Genomic DNA, 20963 nt, shown 5'->3' on the forward strand with positions numbered 1-20963 from the left:
ACCCAAACAGACTCTTACTCGCGTCCGGGGAGCTTCTTCCACGTGACCTTGTCACGCAAGTAGGTGGGCGTCGCGAGCTCAGCGGCGACAGCCTCACCACGCTGGTAGGCGTATTTGGCAATAGCCAGCATGTCTTGTGCTTGTGGATACAACACGCCCGATTCTGTGGTGGTCAGATCCAACCCTTTCGCTAATTCAGGATAGGCAGGCCAACCGGTTCCTGCCAGTGCCCACGTACCGTCGGTCGATTCAAGGCACAATGCGTCAGGCGCCACAACCGCTTCATCAGCCAACGCATGCCAATCGCCATTTTCTTGACGTTGATACTGGGCAAAGTATAGCTCTCCCATTCGCGCATCAATCGCCGTGAGTACTTGCGTTGCGCCATGAGTACGGTGCGCTTGCTCGGCCATCGCCGCGAGCGTCGATACGCCCAGCACGGGTAAATCAGCACCAAACGCTAAACCTTGTGCAATCCCAATGCCAATTCGCACACCAGTAAAACTCCCTGGACCCCGGCCGAAGGCGAGTGCATCGAGTTGCGTGAGTGATACGCCCGCCTCCGCGAGTACCTCATCGACCATGGGTAAGATTTTATTGGTGTGTTCACGCGGCGCAATGTCACTGCGCACCATCATCTGATCGCCGATACACAGCGCAACAGAGCAGTTTTCCGTGGCCGTATCCACGGCAAGCATTTTTAGCGTCATTTAACCCTCAATCGGTGATTGCAATGCAGGCATCTCTGCATCGGTATGGTCAGCATTTATGGCTGATAAAAAGTCGTCAATATTATTTAGATCGCGCGTACGCGGTATGGGCGGTAAGCTGCGTAAAAAGGTGGCGCCATAAGGGCGCGTCACTAAGCGGTTATCACAAATGATCAACGCGCCTTGGTCACGCTTATCGCGAATCAAACGCCCTACCCCTTGCTTGAGCGTGATCACCGCTTCTGGTATCTGCACTTGCGAGAAAGGGTCACCGCCTTGCAACTTACAATCTTCAATACGCGCTTTGAGCAAGGGGTCATCGGGCGACGCAAACGGCAGTTTGTCAATGATCACGCAACTGAGTGCCTGTCCACGCACATCGATCCCTTCCCAAAACGCGCCGGTTGCCACCAGCAACGCATTCCCCAGTGATAAGTATTCTGTCAACAGGCGCTGTTTCGGCATTTCGCCTTGCATCAACACGGGAATCGCGAGTTGGTCGCGAAACAATGCTGTTAAGTCTCGCACCATTTGATGCGACGTACACAAAAAGAAACAGCGCCCTTGATTACGCTCAATCACAGGCCCTAACAAGGTTGCCAGCTTATCGGCTCGCCGATAGCTATTGGTTTCAGGCACATGGCGTGGCACACACAGTCGCGCTTGTGAGGGGTAGTCAAAGGGGCTTTCTAACGTCATCTGCCGTTGTGCTGAAATGCCAAGTCGATGACTAAAGTGGCTAAAATCACCTTCCACGGCGAGTGTCGCCGAGGTAAAAATCCATGCCCCACCTTGTTCATCCATTTGTTCGCGGAAACGATCGGCCACCGAGAGCGGCGTAATATTGAGGCTGAAGTGATGGCGCGTACACTCATACCAGTACGAATAGCCTGTGATCGACGTATCACGCAGTCGCGATAAACGTGCCTTAAACAAGGTGATGCGATCAAACGCCGCATCCAATAGTTGGCTGCGACCCAGTGACAGTTTGACCACGTCATGGGCCAACTCCAGTGCATCGGTTAAGCGTACTAATTCTTTCTCGACAGCCGGTGAGGCTTGAAGCTCTCGCCAATTGCCACGAAAGCCGGGCTCTCCCATCACTAAGCGCATATCCATCGCCGCTTGCGATAAACGATCGGCGACTTTTTCCAACTGTCGGGTATCACGCAATTCCGTACGATAAGCAATGTGGATGTCTTTCGCGGCGTCTTGTAACTGGCGACTAGACAGCGACTGACCGAAATATTGGCTGGCAATATCTGGTAATTGATGCGCTTCATCGAACACCATGATATCCGCATCTGGGATCAATTCCCCAAACCCAGTTTCTTTGATCGCCACATCAGCCAAGAACAAATGGTGGTTCACGACCACTACATCCGCCTCCATCGCGCGACGGCGCGCCTTGACGACATAGCAGTCTTCATAGCTTGGACAGTCTTTACCAAGGCAATTGTCGTTGGTCGACGTGATCACGGGAATGAGCGGACTGTCTTCCGCCAACGCGTCACACTCACTCAAATCCCCCGACTCTGTATACGAAGACCATTCGCGGATTTTGACCAGTTGGCTTAATTGGCTCGGATCACTATCTGGGCGATGACACTCACTGATTTGACGACTCAAGCGCTCTGGACAAAGGTAGTTCACTCGCCCTTTCAACAGCGCCGTGGTACCAGTGAACCCCAACGCCGATTTCATCAAGGGTAAATCGCGATGATAAAGCTGCTCTTGCAGGTTCTTTGAGCCCGTGCTGATGATGGCTTTTTTACCACTCAACAATACAGGGGCAAGATAGGCATACGTTTTCCCTGTTCCTGTCCCGGCCTCGACCACCAACTGTCCTTGCTCGCGGATCGCGGCATCGACCGCCATCGCCATATCGGTTTGCGGCTGTCGAGGCACAAAGCCATCAATTGCTTTTGCCAGCGCACCGGCATCAGAGAAAACCTTTCGGATCATTGGATAAATACACAGGGGAAAGCGGGCATTATGCCAAAGCCCCCAAGAGGATGAAACCACTTCCCCTCGGATGTTCGGCGATCAGGGTAAATTCACTTTGACCTTGGGGTGTAGACAGGGTAAAACCGAAGGACTATTAAGCAACATAACATCAACATGGAACGAAAAACATTACTCACGGATTGTCCCGATGCCCAAGGCCTGATCGCCAAGATCACCAATATTTGTTATAAGCACCAACTCAACATCGTCCATAATCGCGAATATGTCGACAATGCCACGGGTCGATTTTACATGCGCACCGAATTGGAAGGGATTTTTAATGACCACACGCTGTTGTTAGATCTCGACCAAGCGCTTCCTGCTGGAAGTCACCGTCAGCTTATCAGCTCACGACGAAAGCGCGTTGTGATCATGGTGACCAAAGAGTCGCACTGTTTGGGCGACATTTTAATGAAAGCCTACGATGGCTCTTTGGATATCGAGATTGCTGCCGTGGTGGGAAACTATGACAAGCTACAGACGCTGACTGAGCGCTTCGATATTCCGTTCCACCATATTTGCCATCAAGATTTATCGCGTGAGGCACACGAGCAGGCAATGTTAAAGGCAATCCAGCCGTACCAGCCCGACTACATCATACTGGCTAAATACATGCGCGTGCTCACACCCGACTTTGTCGCGCAATACCCACACAGAATCATTAATATTCACCATAGCTTCTTGCCCGCATTTATTGGCGCACGCCCCTATCATCAAGCCTTTGAGCGTGGTGTCAAAATCATTGGTGCGACCGCCCACTTTGTTACCAACGACTTGGATGAAGGCCCCATTATTGGTCAAAACGTGATTCATGTTGACCACAGTTTTAATGCGCAAGATATGGCCAAAGCCGGACGTGATGTGGAAAAAAGCGTGCTAAGCCAAGCGATTGCCCGAGTGGTGGATGACAAGGTATTTGTTCACGGCAATAAAACCGTGATCCTATAATCACATATCGCACTCCCGCCAGCCCCATGAAGCCAGTGCTTAGTCACTGGCTTCGCTTGCAATAATCTCAGCCAGCGGAAAAGGGTGAAACTTCACGCAAACATCTTGATACTTAAAAGCGATGGTCGGATTAGGTAACCGCTCGCCTTTCACACAAGGTTCGCTGCACTTCACCGTGATGGTATGTTGCTGTTCTGCGCGCGCAAATATGCCTGGAAACGCGCGCTTCAATGCTTGCTTTAGTCCTGCCATGTCAGCGGTGGCACAGGGCAGCACAAACTCAACATGCTCCCAGCTTTGCCGCGGATACCGTTTGTGGTTAGGAAACGGAAGCTCAACCCAATGCGTTTGCCATTGACCAATGGTTAATGCCCGCTCCAGTGCATAAATGTGGATTGGCCGACCATTGACGATCGCCTCAGAGCATAACTTACCTTGCGACGCGAGCTCAGTAGCCAAAGATTCGGTTACCGCGATCTCGTGGGTGCGTATCGCGACATGATCCAGTGTCAGCTCCGCGCAATCGATCGCAAGCAAATCAAGCAACTGATTGATTTTATCTGCAAAAGCTGCTTTATCTCGCATCAGGGTAGTTAGGTTCGTGGCATCATGCATGGTGACCTCTTTAAGGTTAAACGTCGCCCGTTTCATTTCAGCGCGTAAAGATATCAGTGTTGACGGTGAATAACTATTGCCAACCCCTGCTAGTTTATGGGTATCATTAGGGTTTACCCGCGTCAGTTGACGCCACGGTTCGCAACAATACAGCATCCCGCCAACACTGTGCTTGTACGCCCAAGGCTCAGTGCAGTGTTGGCGGATTCTTGTATCTGTAAGCTGGAAGCCCACACAACGGGCAGTTAACAATCGGCCCGGTTAGTAGTAAAGGTAAGCAAGTGAATATTCAAAGTCTTCTTAACGAGAAAGTTTCTGCCGCCATGGTTGCGGCGGGTGCGCCTGAAGGCACACCGGCGGCGGTACGTCAGTCTGCTAAACCTCAATTTGGTGATTATCAGGCCAACGGCGTGATGGGCGCAGCAAAAAAATTAGGGTGTAACCCTCGCGAGTTCGCACAAAAAGTACTGGATGCCCTCGACCTTGGCGATATGGTCAGTAAAACCGAAATCGCTGGCCCTGGTTTTATCAACATTTTCTTAAACGACCAATGGCTAGCGACGCAAGCTGACCAAGCGCTCGCGGATACCCGGTTAGGTGTCGCCACTGAAGCGACCCAAAACATTGTGGTCGATTACTCTGCACCAAACGTTGCCAAAGAAATGCACGTGGGCCACTTGCGTTCAACCATCATTGGTGATGCCGTTGTTCGCACCTTGGAATTTCTAGGCCATAAGGTCACCCGCGCCAACCATCTCGGCGACTGGGGCACGCAGTTTGGTATGTTGATTGCCAACTTGGAACTGCATGAATCTCGCGGTGATGACATCTCGATGGAACTGGGCGATATCGAAAACTTCTATCGTGAGTCCAAGCGTCGTTACGACGAAGACGAAGAATTTGCTGCCACAGCGCGCCAGTATGTAGTGCGTCTTCAGCGTGGTGATGCATACTGCAAAGAAAAATGGGAAAAATTAGTGAAAGTGACGTTGGAACAAAACCAACGTAACTACGACCGTCTCAATGTGTCATTGACTGACAAAGATGTCATGGGTGAAAGTCTTTACAACGATATGCTGCCAGGCATTGTCGAAGACTTAAAAGCGAAAGGCATCGCTGTTGAAGATGACGGCGCCCAAGTCGTGTTCTTGGATGAATACAAGAACAAAGACGGCGAGCCTATGGGTGTGATCATTCAAAAACGTGATGGTGGCTTTTTATACACCACCACCGACATTGCCTGTGCCAAATACCGCTATGAACATTTCAATGCCGATCGCGTCTTATATTTTATTGACTCACGCCAACATCAACACCTGATGCAAGCGTGGACCATTGTGCGTAAAGCCGGTTACGTGCCTGATTCTGTCAGCCTCGAGCACCATGCGTTTGGTATGATGCTTGGCAAAGATGGCAAGCCATTTAAAACGCGTGCAGGTGGCACCGTTCGTCTTGCTGACTTACTCGACGAAGCTGAAACCCGCGCCAAGGCACTGATCGCCAAGAAAAATCCAGACATGGATGAAGCTGAGCAGCGTGAAATCGCCACCACCGTAGCAATGGCGGCGGTGAAATATGCGGACCTGTCTAAGCACCGCACCACGGACTACATCTTCGACTGGGATCATATGCTGGCATTTGAGGGCAATACAGCGCCTTATATGCAGTACGCCTACACCCGTGTTGCTTCTGTGTTTGCAAAATCAGGCGTTGACCGTGATGCACTAGAGGGTGAAATGGTCATTGAGCATGAGAAAGAAAAAGCATTGGTTGCCAAGCTATTGCAATTCGAAGAAGCGGTTAAGTCTGTTGCTCGCGAAGGCCAACCACACCTGATGTGTAGCTACTTGTTCGATTTGGCGGGACTTTTCTCTAGCTTCTATGAAGCGTGCCCAATTCTATTGGCTGAAGGTCAAACCCGTCAAAGTCGCCTGCGTATGGCGGCACTGACAGCAAAAACGATCAAACAAGGTCTTGCGCTACTGGGTATCAATACCCTTGAGCGCATGTAACCCAACCTTGTTCAACCGATAGCTGATATGAAAGCCCACCTTAACCGGTGGGCTTTTTAATGGTTAGCCTTGCCCGAAACGCTGTTCGGTTTCGCTTAGCCAAAGCCGCTCCTCTGGGGTGGATAAGCGTCCCATGACGGCATTGCGATGTGGAAAACGGCCAAAGGCCTCGATAATGTCATAATGCTGACGCGCGTAATCGTAGCATTGTTCAAACCAAGCTTGATTCTCTGGTTCAACCGCTTGTCGAAGTTGATTAAAGCGAAAAAGAGCCTCTTGCTGATCGTCTTCACCCTCTGCGTGCTCGAGCGGCATGTAAAAGAAAACACGCTGTAAAGGCGTCAGTGCCTGATCATCCCCTTTCGCTAACCCCGCCTTACAAATGGCTAATGCTAATGCATCATAACGATACGCCGCCGCTAACCCTCGGTATAAATTGCGTGGGAATTGGTCCAGCAAGATAATCAATGCAAGGCGGCCTTGTGGGGTCTGCGCCCACGCATTTAATTCTCCCGCTCCCGCTGCGCTAACCCATGTTTGAAATATTGCTCGAATCTGTTCATCGGTTTCTGGATTGCCACCAAACCACAACGCATTGCACTCTGGCGCTGGCGCTTGCTCAGCGCTTTGACCAAACCAAAACGAAAGGACTTCTTGATAGTGCATCTTGCCTCCTACCCGCAGCCTTAATCGTTATCACGATCAAGCCATTCAATACTCTTCTCTATTCAAGCGTACTTGGTTTTGATTGTCCCCGGTTCAAATCAAACAATCTCATCGGTACTTTGTGACCCATCAGTAAGTTGTGATGTAAGCTAGAGCAATACATTTCATTAAGGAGCCACCATGCCTTTTTCTCTTCATGATCGCCTCGCCGCAGATAGTGCCTACGTGGGCGACTTTGATTTATGCCAATTACGTCTTGCCCATGCAGATTTTGGCCCTTGGCTAATCCTGATCCCACGTAAAAACGATATCCACGAAGTGCATCACCTCAGTGATGAGGATCAGCAACAGCTATGGCGAGAGTCTGCTGCCGTCTCGCAATGTTTGGAACACGGTTTCCACCCCGATAAGCTCAACATCGCGGCGATCGGCAACCTCGTTCCACAACTTCATGTCCATCATGTCGCACGCTACCAAACCGATAGTGTGTGGCCGAACCCTATCTGGGGACATCTTAATGTGGGCCCTCGCGCTGACAATAAACAAACTGCCTTGATTCAAACCCTACGAACCACGCTGATGCCAGATGGATTGCATGTCAATCCGGCATAAAACGCTTCGTTATTTTCGTCAAAATAGAAAAACATAGCGATAAAAACCATGAATTTCAGTTATTTAAAAAGCATTGCACTTTTAACGAAAGATGGCGGAATTCTCCTAACCCTTCCTGATCCACACAGGCTACATTGGTGACTCTTTCATAACCTTTTCAACCGGGTGGAGTGTCCGCTCCGCCCCCGGCAGCAAGCGAAGGTGTCGTTGACACCCGTGGTATGGTCTCCCCGGTCATACCACGTTCCTTTTTCCCTTAGGTATAAATTCCAATACAGGTCACTGCCAGATAGGCACAGGCATGTATATACCTTGTTGGCGTAGCAGATTTAATCGGTTGGGCTAGTGAGTGCTTGAGGGAGGATGCGATCACGATACTGTGAGGGGCTCACACCAAAGTATCCTTTAAATCGCTGACTGAAATACGCCGGGTCACGATATCCGCACGCTTCGGCGGTCTCAGTAATACTCATCCCTTGTTTTAACAACCCGCTCGCATAGGTCAATCGCTTTTGGGTGATATAGCTGGTGACCGTGATATGAAAATACTGGCGACATTTGCGTTGTAAGTTCCGCTCCGACATCGCTAACGCGGTGGCCAGCTCATGGGTAGAAAAGTCAGGATTGGTAAAGCCGTTTTCCACCGCTTGCATAAAACGCGATATCCATGCGGAACGCAGCTGTTGACACTGAGCGCGGCGTTTAGCGTGATGCCCACTCATCTCGACGACAACAGCGCCAGGTTGAGCCGCGATGGGATCAAATATTGGCTGTGTTGTGCGATGTTGTTGAAGACGCTTGCTTTGTTGTCGGGCCTGATAGCGCTGTTTAAACGCTAATCCAACCGCTAACAACACAATACTCACAAAGACAGCAAGGATGGCCCCACTCATCATGTGTGGCAACATGGGGAGAGAAATATCAAGATTCAACACCGTGTGCGACGCACCATCGCGAGGAATGGCAATGCGCAGCTGATACTCTCCCCCTGCCATATTCGCCAGCGTAATGGTATCGCTACTGGTTTGTTGCCATGCGGCAAGCTGCCCAGCCATTGGGTTTCCTGGATGGCGCTTCGCGATCAGCTGATAGTGGACACGACTGACCTGCCGCTCAGGTGGCCAACTTCCCCATTCAAGCTGAGTCGGATTGTTTTCTAGCAATGTCATTGCCGTTTGCTGGCGCGGTGCAATACGCCAACGTCTGTCCTGTTGCCACACAGCGCCAATCACAACCTTCGGCGGTTTTCGTAGTGAGAACGCAAGTTGATCGGTATTAATCACAAAACGCTCAGCGCCGGAAAAAATGGTCAACTGATGCGGATTGGATACGCGACACACCACCTGTCCCATTGGCGTAGGTAGTCTGAATGTGCGCACAACACCTCTTGGTGCAATATGGACGATAGCTTGATTGCTGTACGCCCAAACACCGTCTTTATTACCGGTAATACAATGAAACTGCTCATTGTTTAACGACAGATAGGCCGCCGACACCGTATCCGGTGTGGTATGGTCATACTGATAAATGCCTTGCGCACTGGCGAGCCAAAGGCGGCCCCGTTCATCGGTATACAAATCAGACAACGGCAAGAGAGAGACAGGTAACCGAATCGCTTGAAACTGCCCATCTCGATAACGTGTCAAACCTTGCTGCTGACGGATCCAAACGCTACCGCGGCCATCATCATAAAACCCTTCAACGTCGCCCTCGTCCACTTGCCATCCGGTACCGTAGTCCACAACCGTTTCTGAAGACGGCCAATAGCGGATTAGCTGAGGTCCTTTTGCCAACCAAAGCGTCCCTGCCGCATCGGTATACAAGTGCTCAGCAGCGAAGTTGGCGACAGGTTCTGGGAGTATTAAACGTGCCCCTGTTCGGGTATCTAAGCCAGCCACACCATTTTCTGTCGACCACCACAACTGTGTCGCTTGTCGTGCAGCACTCTTGATCTTATCGCCGTTTTGATCTGACATACGCGCCAACCAACGACCACTCAAATCACGCCAATGACGACCTCTTAGCAGCCAAGGGTCACTGGCCTTTGAAAAGCCTTGGGTGATCGCTTGTGGAAAGGGACCATGCTGATGCGCAATCCAGCGCTGTCCGGCTGCGCGATAACGTAATGACTGGTCGGTGGAAAACCAAATTCCCCCTTCGGCATCGGCGCGTAAAAAGGTCACCCGTGTGCCATCTATTGCACTATGACCCGGCGTCCATACCGGTGATGCACTCCCATCGAGTGACAGGAGAAAAAGCCCTTGCTCATTAGCAGCCCAAACGCCTCCCGCCCCTGAGGCAAGATAATGAAACCCACCCTGCTGCGTCAGTATATGCTGCCCCGTCACTGAGTCTTCATCGAGAGCAAGTAAGTACACCGCATTGTGGGTGCTCACCCAAGCCCGCGAGTCTTGCCCTGTGATCGCAGTTATCGGAGAGTTGAAGCGGCGTATCTGGTGAATGCCTTGCTCACTAACTTGGTAGAGCGCTTGGCCGATGGCAATCAAGCGATGCTCGTTCGTCATCCAAGTCAGCTCTGCTCGCCATTGTCCTGCGCGCCAAATTGAAAAGCTGTTATCTTCCACCACATAGCGGCTGAGTTGACCGTCACTAATATGCCAAAGTTCACCGTTTATATTTGCAAGTCGTGACTGTGCATCCGATTGGCGAGCCAACACGGTCTGTGGCAGGCGATAACGTGTGACAATATGCTGTCCCGATTGGTAGCGATAAATAAAGTTCTGCCCTGCCATCCAAAGGGCATCATGCGCAAAGGCAATCGCCGTTACTTTTTCTTCGGGCAGACTGAGTACATCACTGAGTGGATGGGTTTGGTGGCCGTCAAAAAAAACGACCTCTCCTTGATGATTAAGCAACCAGACGCCACCGCCCGGCTGGTAGGCGATGTCACGCACGTTCGCGACCGCCTGCAAGCCCGGATAGGCTTGGAACGAGGTTTCCAACCCATGATGTGCCTGCAAAGGCAGACAGAAAAAGGTGCTAATTACCCAAATCAGGCAGAGCAATAGGCGTTTCATGCAACTAAGAGAGGAATAAGGGTCGCAAAATTAAGACGGGTATCATCCTGTGTAACCATACAAAATGGAACCCTGCGACCCTCAATGTGAGCTAGGCCTCACATTCTTGAGATTTATTAGCTGTTAAGAACTTGAGACAGCTGCTGATGAGCGCGTCTTGCTTGACGCTTGAAGTCGTCTTGCTCGCTACGCGGCACCGGATGCGCTTCAGGTAAAGGCACCTTCATGGCATTCACTGGATGGCCATATTTAATCAGCTCAAAATGCAAATGAGGGCCGGTCGAGCGTCCAGTGTTACCACTCAATGCGATTTTTTGCCCCATAGAGACGTGATCACCCGGCTTCACTAAAATACGGTGAAGGTGCAAATAGCGGGTCGAGTATTCGCGACCATGTTTGATCACGACATAGTTGCCTGCTAATGGATGCTTACGCGCTTTAACCACCACACCATCACCTGCTGCCAAGACGGGCGTCCCCACCGGGGTGGCAAAATCGGTACCGTTATGCGGTGAAATACGTCCGGTGATCGGATGCTTACGGTGTGGGTCAAATGACGAGCTGATACGGTAACGCTTGGCGGTTGGGAAACGACGTAAAGCACGATCCAAACTATGGCCCTGCTCATCATAGAAGCGACCATCGGTGTGACGGTAGACAAAGATATCTCGATCGCCCGCTTGATAAAGCATCGCCATCACTTCGCCAGACGATACCGCTTTATTATCGATAAACTCTTTGTTGACCAATACTGAAAAGCGATCCCCACGATGAGACTCAGCACCAAAGTCAAAGCGCCATTGTAGGGCTGAGACCAAGTTCTGAATTTGGTTAGGCGTCAACCCTGCTTGTCGCGCTTGCTGGTAAAAACTACTTGTGACGCGGCCCGACAGAGTGACTTGCTCGTAGACTCCGGTCGTTTCAAGTTGCTCATAGCTCACCCCATCCGCACCGAAGACATACTGATCCCGATATTTAATCGATTGATAGACAGTGAGTGACGAAAGCTGTCCCTCATCATCAATTTGCCAATCAATTTTTTGTCCAAGCCGAAGATCGCCTGCCTTCTGATTCACATCGAGGATCTGGTACATCTGACGGAGCGGTAGGCCGTACTGTGAAAAAATCGCGCCCAAGGTATCACCAGAGGCAACCGTGTGGGTGTGAATGCGGGCCGCTTCTGAAGTGATATCTTGCTCGAGAGCATCTTCAGGCACTGTCAGTGCTGGATCATCAGCGTCTAAACCAACTTCAATCGGCTCACTGTTTTCTAGCGGCATCGATGCCTGTTGCTCATCGATTAGCGGCAATGAGCGACGTTCATCGTGATGTGTAAAAGGATGTGGCTGCCACATGAGTGCGGCAGCAACGAGTAACGATAATGAGGCGAGCGCCAGCTTGTGCTGGCGAGGTAGCCGAGCGGTCGCGGCTAACCAATTAGTGAGTAGTTTCATGCTTTAAACAACGTGCGAAGCGGTTTCCCATATCTTTCAAAAAAACCTGATAACCATCAGGCGCAACTCGAATAGCAGTTGCCAACGGATCCAAAGCAATCACAGTAACGTCATCGTTTCGGGTCACAGCATCGACCAGTGAGGGATTAAACTGCGGCTCGGTGAAGATACAGGTCGCGTCATGATTTAGCAATCCTCTCCGGATAGTTACTAGGGTCTTTGCGCCCGGTTTTTGGCTGGGATCGACGGTAAAGTGGCCCGTTTTCTTCAAACCAAATGCTTGTTCAAAGTAACCGTACGCATCATGAAATACGAAATATCCACTTTGCTGGCGTTGCGCCAATGCCGCATGAATATCGGTTACTGTCTCATCCAGCTGGGCGTTAAAAATGGCTAATTTAGCGCGGTATTGGTCAGCCTTTTCGGGCGCAGTTGTTATCAAGGCTTGAGTAATCGCCCGCGCTGCGACACGTGCCGACTCGGGGCCCAGCCAAATATGAGGGTCGATACCATGGTGGTCATGGTCGTGGCCATGATGATGGGTTTCTGCTTCCCCGTCATAATGACGAAGCGGGATCCCCTCTACTTGAGTGAGGGTTAATACATTGGGCTGCTCTTGCAAAAGTTTACTCAAGAATAATTCAAGCTCCGGTCCTACCCAAACTGTCAAATCAGCCGCTTTCAAATTGCGAATATCAGAGGGTTTTAGCGCATAACCGTGTGGTGATGCGCCGGGCGGGAGTAACACCTCTACCGTATCGTCGTCTGCGACTAACCCTTTAGCAATCAGCTGCACCGGCTTAATCGTGGTCATCACAGTGACAGCCTGCGCTGGCAAGGCCAGTAACAGCGCAAAAAATAGTCCAATAACACGCACACCCATGGTTTACCCCAATTAATCAGTTTCATCAGCGATGCGAAATGTTATAATATAACAATTCCAATTCACAATGCTTTTTTCACTATGACTGACTCGCTAGTCACCCTCGATGCGGTGACGGTGACCTATAACGGCCGCCAGGTTCTGGATAATGTGTCGCTAGACTTAAAACGCGGCAATATCACCACATTGATTGGCCCTAATGGCGCGGGAAAATCCACCCTTGTAAAAACACTGATTGGCTTAGTTAAACCCAGCCAAGGCGCTGTGAGGCTTAAAAAAGGATTAAAGATCGGTTATGTGCCACAAAAGCTTCAGCTTAACCAAACACTGCCCTTAACGGTAGACCGATTTATCCGCTTAGGGACGCGATACACCAACGCGCAAATTACGCAAGCGCTAAGCACCGTCAATGCGGCCGCACTGCAATTTTCTAACATGCATACCTTGTCCGGCGGAGAAACCCAGCGGGTGTTGCTTGCCCGTGCGATCCTTAAATCCCCCGATCTTTTGGTACTGGACGAACCCGTGCAAGGTGTGGATGTCAGTGGCCAGCTTGAAATGTATAGCCTTATCGCGACGCTGCGCGACACACTCAGCTGCGCCGTTTTGATGGTCTCACACGACCTGCATTTAGTGATGGCGAAAACCGATGAGGTGATCTGTTTGCAGCACCATGTGTGTTGCTCAGGGGCGCCTGATGCGATTTCTCAACATCCCTCTTATGTCGCGATGTTCGGTCGCCAAACCAGCGAACAGCTTGCTTTGTATCACCACCATCACAATCACGATCACGATTTATCTGGACAGCCCGTTGATGGCTGCCAACATCAGGAACACCAGCATGATTGAGTTTTTAATGGCACCTATTCTAGGAGGGGTGCTGATTGCCGCCATTGCAGGTCCACTGGGCTCTTTTGTGGTATGGCGTCGAATGGCCTATTTTGGTGACACCCTCGCCCATGCGTCGTTGCTTGGGCTCGCCGTCGGCTTTTTGTTGCAAATTGACCTTAATCTTGCGCTTATCGCAACCTGTCTGTTACTTGCTATTGTGCTAGTTGGTTTACAGCGCCAGCACTTAGTCGCCACTGATACTCTGCTCGGTATTTTGGCGCACAGTGCTTTATCGTTAGGGCTCGTTGCAGTCAGTTTTCTTGATACGGTGCGCGTGGATTTAATGGCGTATCTGTTTGGGGACTTATTGGCCGTAACCTATACCGATTTAACCTGGTTAGCGATTGGTGCTTGCTTCACATTTGCGGTGTTGGCTTATTACTGGGAACCTCTACTCTCGATGACCGTCAGCGAAGAGCTGGCTCAAGTTGAGGGCATTGATGTGGAACGCTTACGGCTGCTGCTCATGTTACTTATCGGGCTTGTGATTGCACTGGCGATGAAATTTGTCGGCGCCTTGATCATTACGTCAATGCTGATCATTCCCGCAGCAACAGCACGACGTCTCTCGGCTACGCCCGAACAAATGGCGTCATTGGCGAGTTTAATTGGCATGGGCGCTGTTTTTCTCGGTATGGCGGGCTCTTGGTTTTACGATACGCCGGCTGGTCCATCGGTCGTGGTTGCGGCGGCAGGCGTATTTATGCTGAGCCAGCTGATCCCGATTCGAAGCCGCTAGCGACTCATCCATACGGTTAGCTTGTGCTCAGACAAAACAAGACAAAAAAGCCGCTCACAGTGAGCGGCTTTGAATCATGCTACGACTGCGTTTTTACCATCCGGTTTTATCGCGCAGTGCTTGACCGATTTCTGCCAAGCTTTTTACTGTGGTGACGCCTGCAGCTTCAAGCGCTGCAAATTTGTCATCGGCGGTTCCTTTGCCACCAGAGATGATCGCACCCGCATGACCCATGCGTTTACCCGGAGGAGCAGTTACTCCGGCAATATAAGAAACAACAGGTTTGGTGACGTTTTCTTTGATGTAAGCCGCCGCTTCTTCTTCAGCCGTACCACCGATTTCACCAATCATTACAATCGCTTCAGTCGCTGGATCCTTTTCGAACATTTCGAGAATGTCGATAAAGTTAGAACCTGGAATAGGATCACCGCCAATCCCGACACAGGTTGACTGGCCAAAGCCTTCATCCGTAGTCTGCTTCACCGCTTCATAGGTCAAGGTACCTGAGCGTGACACGATACCGACTTTACCCGGTTTATGGATGTGACCTGGCATGATGCCAATCTTACATTCACCTGGAGTGATAACACCCGGGCAGTTTGGACCAATCATGCGAACGCCAGCTTCATCAAGCTTCACTTTCACTTCCAGCATATCCAGCGTTGGGATCCCTTCGGTGATACAAACAATCAGCTCGATACCCGCATCAACTGCTTCGAGGATCGCATCTTTACAAAATGGTGCTGGCACGTAGATCACTGACGCTGTTGCACCCGTCGATTCCACGGCTTCTGCCACTGTGTTAAACACCGGCAAACCGAGATGGGTGGTTCCCCCTTTACCCGGTGATACCCCACCAACCATTTGCGTACCATATTCGATCGCCTGCTCAGAGTGGAAGGTACCCTGTCCACCCGTAAAGCCCTGACAGATGACTTTGGTGTCTTTATTAATCAGCACTGACATTGTTATTTACCCTCCGCTGCAGCAACGACTTTCTGTGCGGCTTCTGTGAGTGAGGTGGCCGCGATGATGTTCAAGCCGCTATCGGCTAGTTTCTTCGCACCTACTTCGGCATTATTGCCCTCTAGGCGAACGACAACAGGCACTTTTACGCCCACTTCTTCTACTGCGCCAATGATGCCGTCAGCAATCAAGTCACAGCGAACGATGCCGCCGAAGATATTCACCAATACTGCCTTCACATTGCTGTCAGACAGGATAATCTTGAATGCTTCAGTCACACGCTCTTTCGTCGCGCCACCGCCGACATCCAAGAAGTTAGCAGGGCTACCGCCGTGCAGATTAACAATATCCATGGTGCCCATCGCAAGACCTGCACCATTGACCATGCAGCCAATGTTTCCATCGAGGGCAACGTAGTTCAGTTCCCACTGCGCCGCATGAGCCTCACGGGCGTCTTCTTGGCTTGGATCGTGCATCGCGCGAACCTGTGGCTGGCGATAGACCGCATTGCTATCAATCGACAGTTTTGCATCCAAGCAGTGCAGGTCACCCTGATCAGTGATTACTAATGGGTTCACTTCAACCAATGCGACGTCTTTATCAAGAAACAGCTGTGCAATCCCCATAAAGATCTTGGTGAACTGCTTGATTTGCTCACCTTCAAGACCCAATTTAAATGCCAGTTGACGGCCTTGATAAGGCTGAGGACCAACTAAAGGATCAATCGAGGCTTTGTGAATTAATTCAGGCGTTTCTTCCGCCACTTTCTCAATTTCCACACCGCCTTCTGTTGACGCCATGAAAACCACGCGACGCGAGCCACGGTCAACGACCGCACCGAGATATAGCTCTTTGGCGATATCAGTGCAGGATTCAACAAGAATTTTGCTAACCGGTTGGCCATTCGCATCTGTTTGGTAAGTAACGAGGTTTTTACCTAGCCATTGTTGTGCGAACTCGCGAATTTGTTCTTTAGAGGAAGCCAGTTTTACGCCGCCCGCTTTACCGCGACCGCCCGCGTGGACCTGACATTTGACGACCCATTTGTCGCCACCAATTTTGTCGGCTGCTTCAGCAGCTTCTTGTGGTGTGTCGCAAGCATAGCCCTCTGAAACTGGTAGACCATATTCAGCGAACAGCTGCTTTGACTGATATTCGTGCAGATTCATGATGTTCTATCCGTGTTAATGTCCATTATTGTGTCTTTGTGCTTTCCAAATGAGGGGACTCCGTCCCCTCGGCTGACAGCCAGTACATCACGTACTGGCCAATCAGTTAAACGTCCAATAGCAGACGTGTTGGGTCTTCAAGAAGCTCTTTGATGGTAACCAGGAAGCCAACCGATTCACGGCCGTCAATCAGACGGTGATCGTAGGAAAGCGCCAAGTACATCATTGGTAGGATCTCTACCTTGCCATCTACCGCCATTGGGCGGTCTTGAATTTTGTGCATACCAAGAATGGCTGCCTGAGGTGGGTTAATAATTGGCGTCGACATCAGCGAGCCAAATACCCCACCGTTAGTGATCGTAAAGTTACCCCCAGTTAGCTCATCAACGGTTAGCTTACCGTCTCGGCCTTTGACCGCGAGATCACGGATCCCTTTCTCGATATCTGCGAAGCCTAGCTTATCGCAATCACGCAGCACTGGTGTGACCAAACCGCGTGGTGTTGATACGGCCATGCTCACATCGAAGTAGTTGTGATAAACGATGTCATCACCGTCGATAGACGCATTCACTTCCGGGTAACGCTTGAGCGCTTCAACCACTGCCTTCACATAGAAAGACATGAAGCCGAGGCGAATATCATGGCGTCTTTCGAAGCTATCACGATACTGCTTACGCAGTTCCATAATCGGCTTCATGTTGACTTCGTTGAACGTGGTCAACATCGCGGTACTGTTTTTCGCTTCTAACAAGCGCTCAGCAACACGCTTACGCAAACGTGTCATTGGCACACGTTTTTCACCGCGCTCAGCCACTGCAGGGACGTCTTGTGCAGGTTTGTCTTGCTCGCCACCTTTTGGCTTGTTCTTCAGGTAAGCATCAACATCTTCTCGGGTAATACGCCCACCCACACCTGTGCCTTTCACCGCATCTGGAGAGATATCATGCTCGGCCAGTAAGCGACGCACGGCTGGGCTCAGTGCATCATTAGATTCTTCTTCCAGTGATGCTGTATGGCGCTTATCCGGTGACGCTTCTGATTCAGCAGGCACGTCTTTGGTCGGCTCTCCTGCCACAGCGCCTTCTTTCAACTTCGCGATGGCTTGTTTCGCCAACACGGTTGACCCTTCATCTTCAATGATTGACTCCAACACGCCATCAGCAGGCGCGGGCACTTCCAGTACCACTTTATCCGTTTCAATATCAACCAGTACTTCGTCACGGGTTACCGAGTCACCTGGCTGTTTGTGCCATGTGGCAATCGTTGCGTCAGCCACAGATTCGGGTAAATCGGGAACCAGAATTTCGATTGTCATATCGTAGTTATCCTTAATGTTCTAGTTCTTACTTGAGGGTCAGAGCGTCTTCGACTAACGCTTTTTGTTGTTTCTGGTGTACGGACATATAGCCTACCGCTGGCGATGCTGATGCCTCTCGTCCTGCGTAGGTTAAGGTAGCATCTTCTGGAATCGCCGCACGGAAATTGTGCTGGCTGCTATACCAAGCCCCTTGGTTTTGAGGCTCTTCTTGGCACCACACAAAGTCTTTCGCATTGGTGTAAGGAGCGATAGCGTCTTTCACCGCATCCAATGGGAACGGATAAAGCTGCTCAATACGAATAATCGCCACATTGTCGATTTCCGACTTGCGACGCGTTTCCAGTAGGTCGTAATACACCTTACCTGCGCACATGACGACGCGTTCAACCTTGTTCGCATCCAGCTCATCCATCTCGCCAATTGCGGGGAGGAAATCACCATCAGATAAGTCTTCAAGGCTCGACACACACAGCGGGTGGCGCAACAGCGACTTAGGCGACATCACAATCAACGGACGACGCATAGGACGAACCACTTGGCGACGCAGCATGTGATAGACCTGTGCAGGCGTTGAGGGCACGACCACCTGCATGTTTTGTTCGGCACAGAGCTGTAGATAGCGTTCAAGACGCGCCGATGAGTGCTCTGGGCCTTGTCCTTCATAGCCGTGAGGCAACAGCATGGTTAATCCGCACATACGGCGCCATTTTTGTTCTCCAGAGCTGATGAACTGATCAATCACCACTTGCGCACCGTTGGCAAAATCACCGAACTGTGCTTCCCAAACGGTGAGACCACCAGGCTCTGCCGTTGCGTAGCCATATTCGAACGCGAGAACCGCCTCTTCAGACAACACAGAGTCAAACACTTGGAATGGCCCTTGTTTGTCGTGAATATTCGCCAGTGGCAAATAGGTACTGCCGTCGGTTTGATTGTGCAAGACCGCATGACGGTGGAAGAAGGTTCCTCGCCCGGAGTCTTGGCCGGTAATACGGATACGTTTACCATCATCCACCAGCGTCGCATACGCCAAGGTTTCCGCCATACCCCAATCTAGCTTTTTCTCACCTTCCACCATGGCTTTACGATCGTTATAAAGCTTGGCGACACGGCTATGAAGCTTGTGACTTTCTGGCAATTGGCAAATCCGATGGCCGAGCTCTTTCAGACGCTTAGCATCAAACTTATTCGCCCACTCTACGGTCCAATCGTGCCCAAGATAAGGGGTCCAATCGACCGAGTGCAACGCCATCGGGCGCCATTCTTTGACCACACATTCACCACGGTCAAGCGCATCGCGATACTCGTTGATAAGCTCGGTCGCTTTCTCAAGATTCGCAACACCCTGCTGATCAAGAACGTCCGCATACAGCTTGCGCGGTGTCGGATGCTTCTTGATCTTTTGGTACATCATAGGCTGAGTCGCGTTGGGCTCATCCGCTTCGTTGTGACCGTGACGGCGATAACACACCAAGTCAATGACCACATCACGCTGGAATTCGTTACGGAAATCAAGCGCTAAGCGAGAAACAAAGGCAACAGCTTCAGGATCATCCGCGTTTACGTGGAAGATGGGCGCCTGCACCATTTTGGCAATATCGGTACAGTATTGCGTAGAACGAGAATCGGCTGGGTTCGAGGTGGTAAAACCGATCTGGTTATTGATGACGATACGTACCGTGCCACCAACTTGGAAACCACGCGCTTGAGACATGTTAAAGGTCTCTTGCACCACCCCTTGGCCGGCAATCGCCGCATCACCATGAATCGTGATCGGTAAGACACTCGAACCGGTGGCGTCTTCAAGACGATCTTGACGTGCTCTAACTGAGCCCATAACCACAGGGTTGACGATCTCAAGGTGAGATGGGTTGAAGGCAAGCGCTAAATGCACATCACCGCCTGGCGTGGCAAAATCAGACGAGAAGCCTTGGTGATATTTCACATCACCGGTGCCCCAGGTTTCGTCCTGTTTACCCGCAAACTCGTCAAACAGTTCTGACGGCTTTTTACCCAGCACATTCACCAACACGTTCAAGCGGCCGCGGTGAGCCATACCGACCACCACTTCACGAGCCCCTTTACCACCAGCGTGGCGGATGAGCTCTTTAAGCATCGGGATCAGTGCATCCCCCCCTTCGAGAGAGAAGCGCTTTGCGCCTGGGAACTTCGCGCCCAAATAGCGCTCTAGTCCTTCAGCCGCGGTCAGTTCTTCTAGGAAGGTCAGCTTTTCTTGTTCGTTGAATTGCGGCTGCCCAACCACAGACTCTAATCGGCTTTGGATCCAACGTTTCTCTTCCGTGTCAGTAATATGCATATATTCAGCACCGATAGACCCACAATAGGTCTTCTGCAGTGCTTCATAAAGCTCGCCCAGCTGCATATTGTCTTTACCAATTGCAAATGAGCCGACATTGAAGTTTTCGTTGAAATCCTGCTCGTTAAGCGAGTGGAAAGCAGGTGATAGATCGGGTACTTGATTACGCTTCCATAAACCCAGCGGGTCAAGATTGGCCTGCTGATGGCCGCGGAAACGAAATGCGTTAATAAGTTGAAGGACTTTGACTTGTTTCGCGTCTACGTCGGGGTCATTGACTGAGGCATTTGCACGCGCTGTCTCGGTAGCTAAGCGTCGAAAGTAATCACGAACGCGAGAGTGGGGTTGTTCTACCGCGGTTTCATTCACCGCTGGTAGTTGGTCAAAGACCGCTCTCCATTCTTGATCAACTAACTCCGGGTCACTGAGGTACAGTTCGTAGAGGTCTTCTACGTAAGTTGCATTGGCGCCAGCCAAATGAGAAGACTCCATCCAAGCCTTCATCACGCCATTTTGCATTGTTATCCCTTAACCACTAGTTATTTATCCAAACACCGGTTCTAAGCCGGGTTACCTGTTATTTAGCCCCGTCCGTGGACGGGGCTTTATAGTTCACGT

At 50.9% G+C, this 20963-nt stretch carries 16 protein-coding genes; 5 read left to right on the forward strand and 11 right to left on the reverse strand.

The features are described 5' to 3' along the window. Positions 1–14: 14 nt before the first annotated feature. Together tsaB and BZJ18_RS02455 are read right to left on the reverse strand one after the other, a co-directional pair. Entirely contained in the window at positions 15–710 is a 696-nt protein-coding gene (gene tsaB, locus BZJ18_RS02450) for a tRNA (adenosine(37)-N6)-threonylcarbamoyltransferase complex dimerization subunit type 1 TsaB (protein ID WP_077455199.1), read from the reverse strand. Continuing rightward, complete coding sequence (locus tag BZJ18_RS02455; protein ID WP_077455200.1) at positions 711–2675, reverse strand: ATP-dependent DNA helicase; 1965 nt, start codon at positions 2673–2675, stop codon at positions 711–713. A 156-nt stretch (positions 2676–2831) separates the two neighbouring features. Here BZJ18_RS02455 and purU point away from each other — a divergent pair, with 156 nt between their 5' ends. Beyond that, positions 2832–3665, forward strand: coding sequence for a formyltetrahydrofolate deformylase (purU, locus tag BZJ18_RS02460; protein ID WP_077455201.1), 834 nt, complete (start codon positions 2832–2834; stop codon positions 3663–3665). A 39-nt stretch (positions 3666–3704) separates the two neighbouring features. Here the strand turns inward: purU and BZJ18_RS02465 are convergent, their stop codons facing one another. Then, positions 3705–4316: a VOC family protein gene (locus tag BZJ18_RS02465; protein WP_158011244.1), complete on the reverse strand. Its 612-nt coding sequence runs from the start codon at positions 4314–4316 to the stop codon at positions 3705–3707. 245 nt (positions 4317–4561) lie between these two features. On the opposite strand from BZJ18_RS02465, the gene argS reads away from it, so the two are divergent. Beyond that, a complete protein-coding gene (gene argS, locus BZJ18_RS02470) occupies positions 4562–6292 on the forward strand; it encodes an arginine--tRNA ligase (RefSeq protein WP_069588765.1) in 1731 nt (576 codons plus the stop codon). Between the two features lie 63 nt (positions 6293–6355). Here argS and BZJ18_RS02475 read toward each other — a convergent pair whose 3' ends face one another. Then, on the reverse strand, positions 6356–6958 hold the full coding sequence (locus BZJ18_RS02475) for a DUF924 family protein (RefSeq protein ID WP_077455203.1): 603 nt from the start codon (positions 6956–6958) through the stop codon (positions 6356–6358). 180 nt (positions 6959–7138) lie between these two features. Between BZJ18_RS02475 and BZJ18_RS02480 the strand changes: the two genes are divergently transcribed. After that, on the forward strand, positions 7139–7570 hold the full coding sequence (locus tag BZJ18_RS02480) for an HIT domain-containing protein (RefSeq protein ID WP_077455204.1): 432 nt from the start codon (positions 7139–7141) through the stop codon (positions 7568–7570). A 329-nt stretch (positions 7571–7899) separates the two neighbouring features. Here the strand turns inward: BZJ18_RS02480 and BZJ18_RS02485 are convergent, their stop codons facing one another. The 3 genes from BZJ18_RS02485 to znuA all read right to left on the reverse strand — a co-directional run bounded on the left by BZJ18_RS02485 (position 7900) and on the right by znuA (position 12945). Then, positions 7900–10608 (reverse strand): helix-turn-helix domain-containing protein, encoded by a 2709-nt coding sequence (locus BZJ18_RS02485; protein WP_077455205.1) that lies wholly within the window; start codon positions 10606–10608, stop codon positions 7900–7902. A gap of 116 nt (positions 10609–10724) precedes the next feature. Next, positions 10725–12062, reverse strand: a complete 1338-nt coding sequence (mepM, locus tag BZJ18_RS02490) for a murein DD-endopeptidase MepM (protein ID WP_077455206.1) — start codon at positions 12060–12062, stop codon at positions 10725–10727. After that, entirely contained in the window at positions 12046–12945 is a 900-nt protein-coding gene (gene znuA, locus BZJ18_RS02495; RefSeq protein ID WP_077455207.1) for a zinc ABC transporter substrate-binding protein ZnuA, read from the reverse strand. The genes mepM and znuA overlap by 17 nt, the downstream gene beginning before the upstream one ends. Before the next feature lie 81 nt (positions 12946–13026). On the opposite strand from znuA, the gene znuC reads away from it, so the two are divergent. Together znuC and znuB are read left to right on the forward strand one after the other, a co-directional pair. Continuing rightward, entirely contained in the window at positions 13027–13794 is a 768-nt protein-coding gene (gene znuC, locus BZJ18_RS02500) for a zinc ABC transporter ATP-binding protein ZnuC (RefSeq protein ID WP_077455208.1), read from the forward strand. Beyond that, complete coding sequence (gene znuB / locus BZJ18_RS02505) at positions 13787–14575, forward strand: zinc ABC transporter permease subunit ZnuB (protein ID WP_077455209.1); 789 nt, start codon at positions 13787–13789, stop codon at positions 14573–14575. Before znuC ends, znuB begins: the two co-directional genes overlap by 8 nt. Before the next feature lie 93 nt (positions 14576–14668). Here the strand turns inward: znuB and sucD are convergent, their stop codons facing one another. The 4 genes from sucD to sucA form a co-directional block, all read right to left on the reverse strand. Next, on the reverse strand, positions 14669–15541 hold the full coding sequence (gene sucD, locus BZJ18_RS02510) for a succinate--CoA ligase subunit alpha (RefSeq protein WP_077455210.1): 873 nt from the start codon (positions 15539–15541) through the stop codon (positions 14669–14671). Positions 15542–15543: 2 nt separating this feature from the next. Continuing rightward, entirely contained in the window at positions 15544–16710 is a 1167-nt protein-coding gene (gene sucC, locus BZJ18_RS02515; RefSeq protein WP_077455211.1) for an ADP-forming succinate--CoA ligase subunit beta, read from the reverse strand. 106 nt (positions 16711–16816) lie between these two features. Continuing rightward, complete coding sequence (odhB, locus tag BZJ18_RS02520; protein WP_077455212.1) at positions 16817–18025, reverse strand: 2-oxoglutarate dehydrogenase complex dihydrolipoyllysine-residue succinyltransferase; 1209 nt, start codon at positions 18023–18025, stop codon at positions 16817–16819. A gap of 28 nt (positions 18026–18053) precedes the next feature. Then, positions 18054–20864, reverse strand: coding sequence for a 2-oxoglutarate dehydrogenase E1 component (sucA, locus tag BZJ18_RS02525; RefSeq protein WP_077455213.1), 2811 nt, complete (start codon positions 20862–20864; stop codon positions 18054–18056). Positions 20865–20963 lie beyond the last annotated feature (99 nt).

Source organism: Salinivibrio sp. IB872, from assembly GCF_001995345.1.
Taxonomy (GTDB): domain Bacteria; phylum Pseudomonadota; class Gammaproteobacteria; order Enterobacterales; family Vibrionaceae; genus Salinivibrio; species Salinivibrio proteolyticus.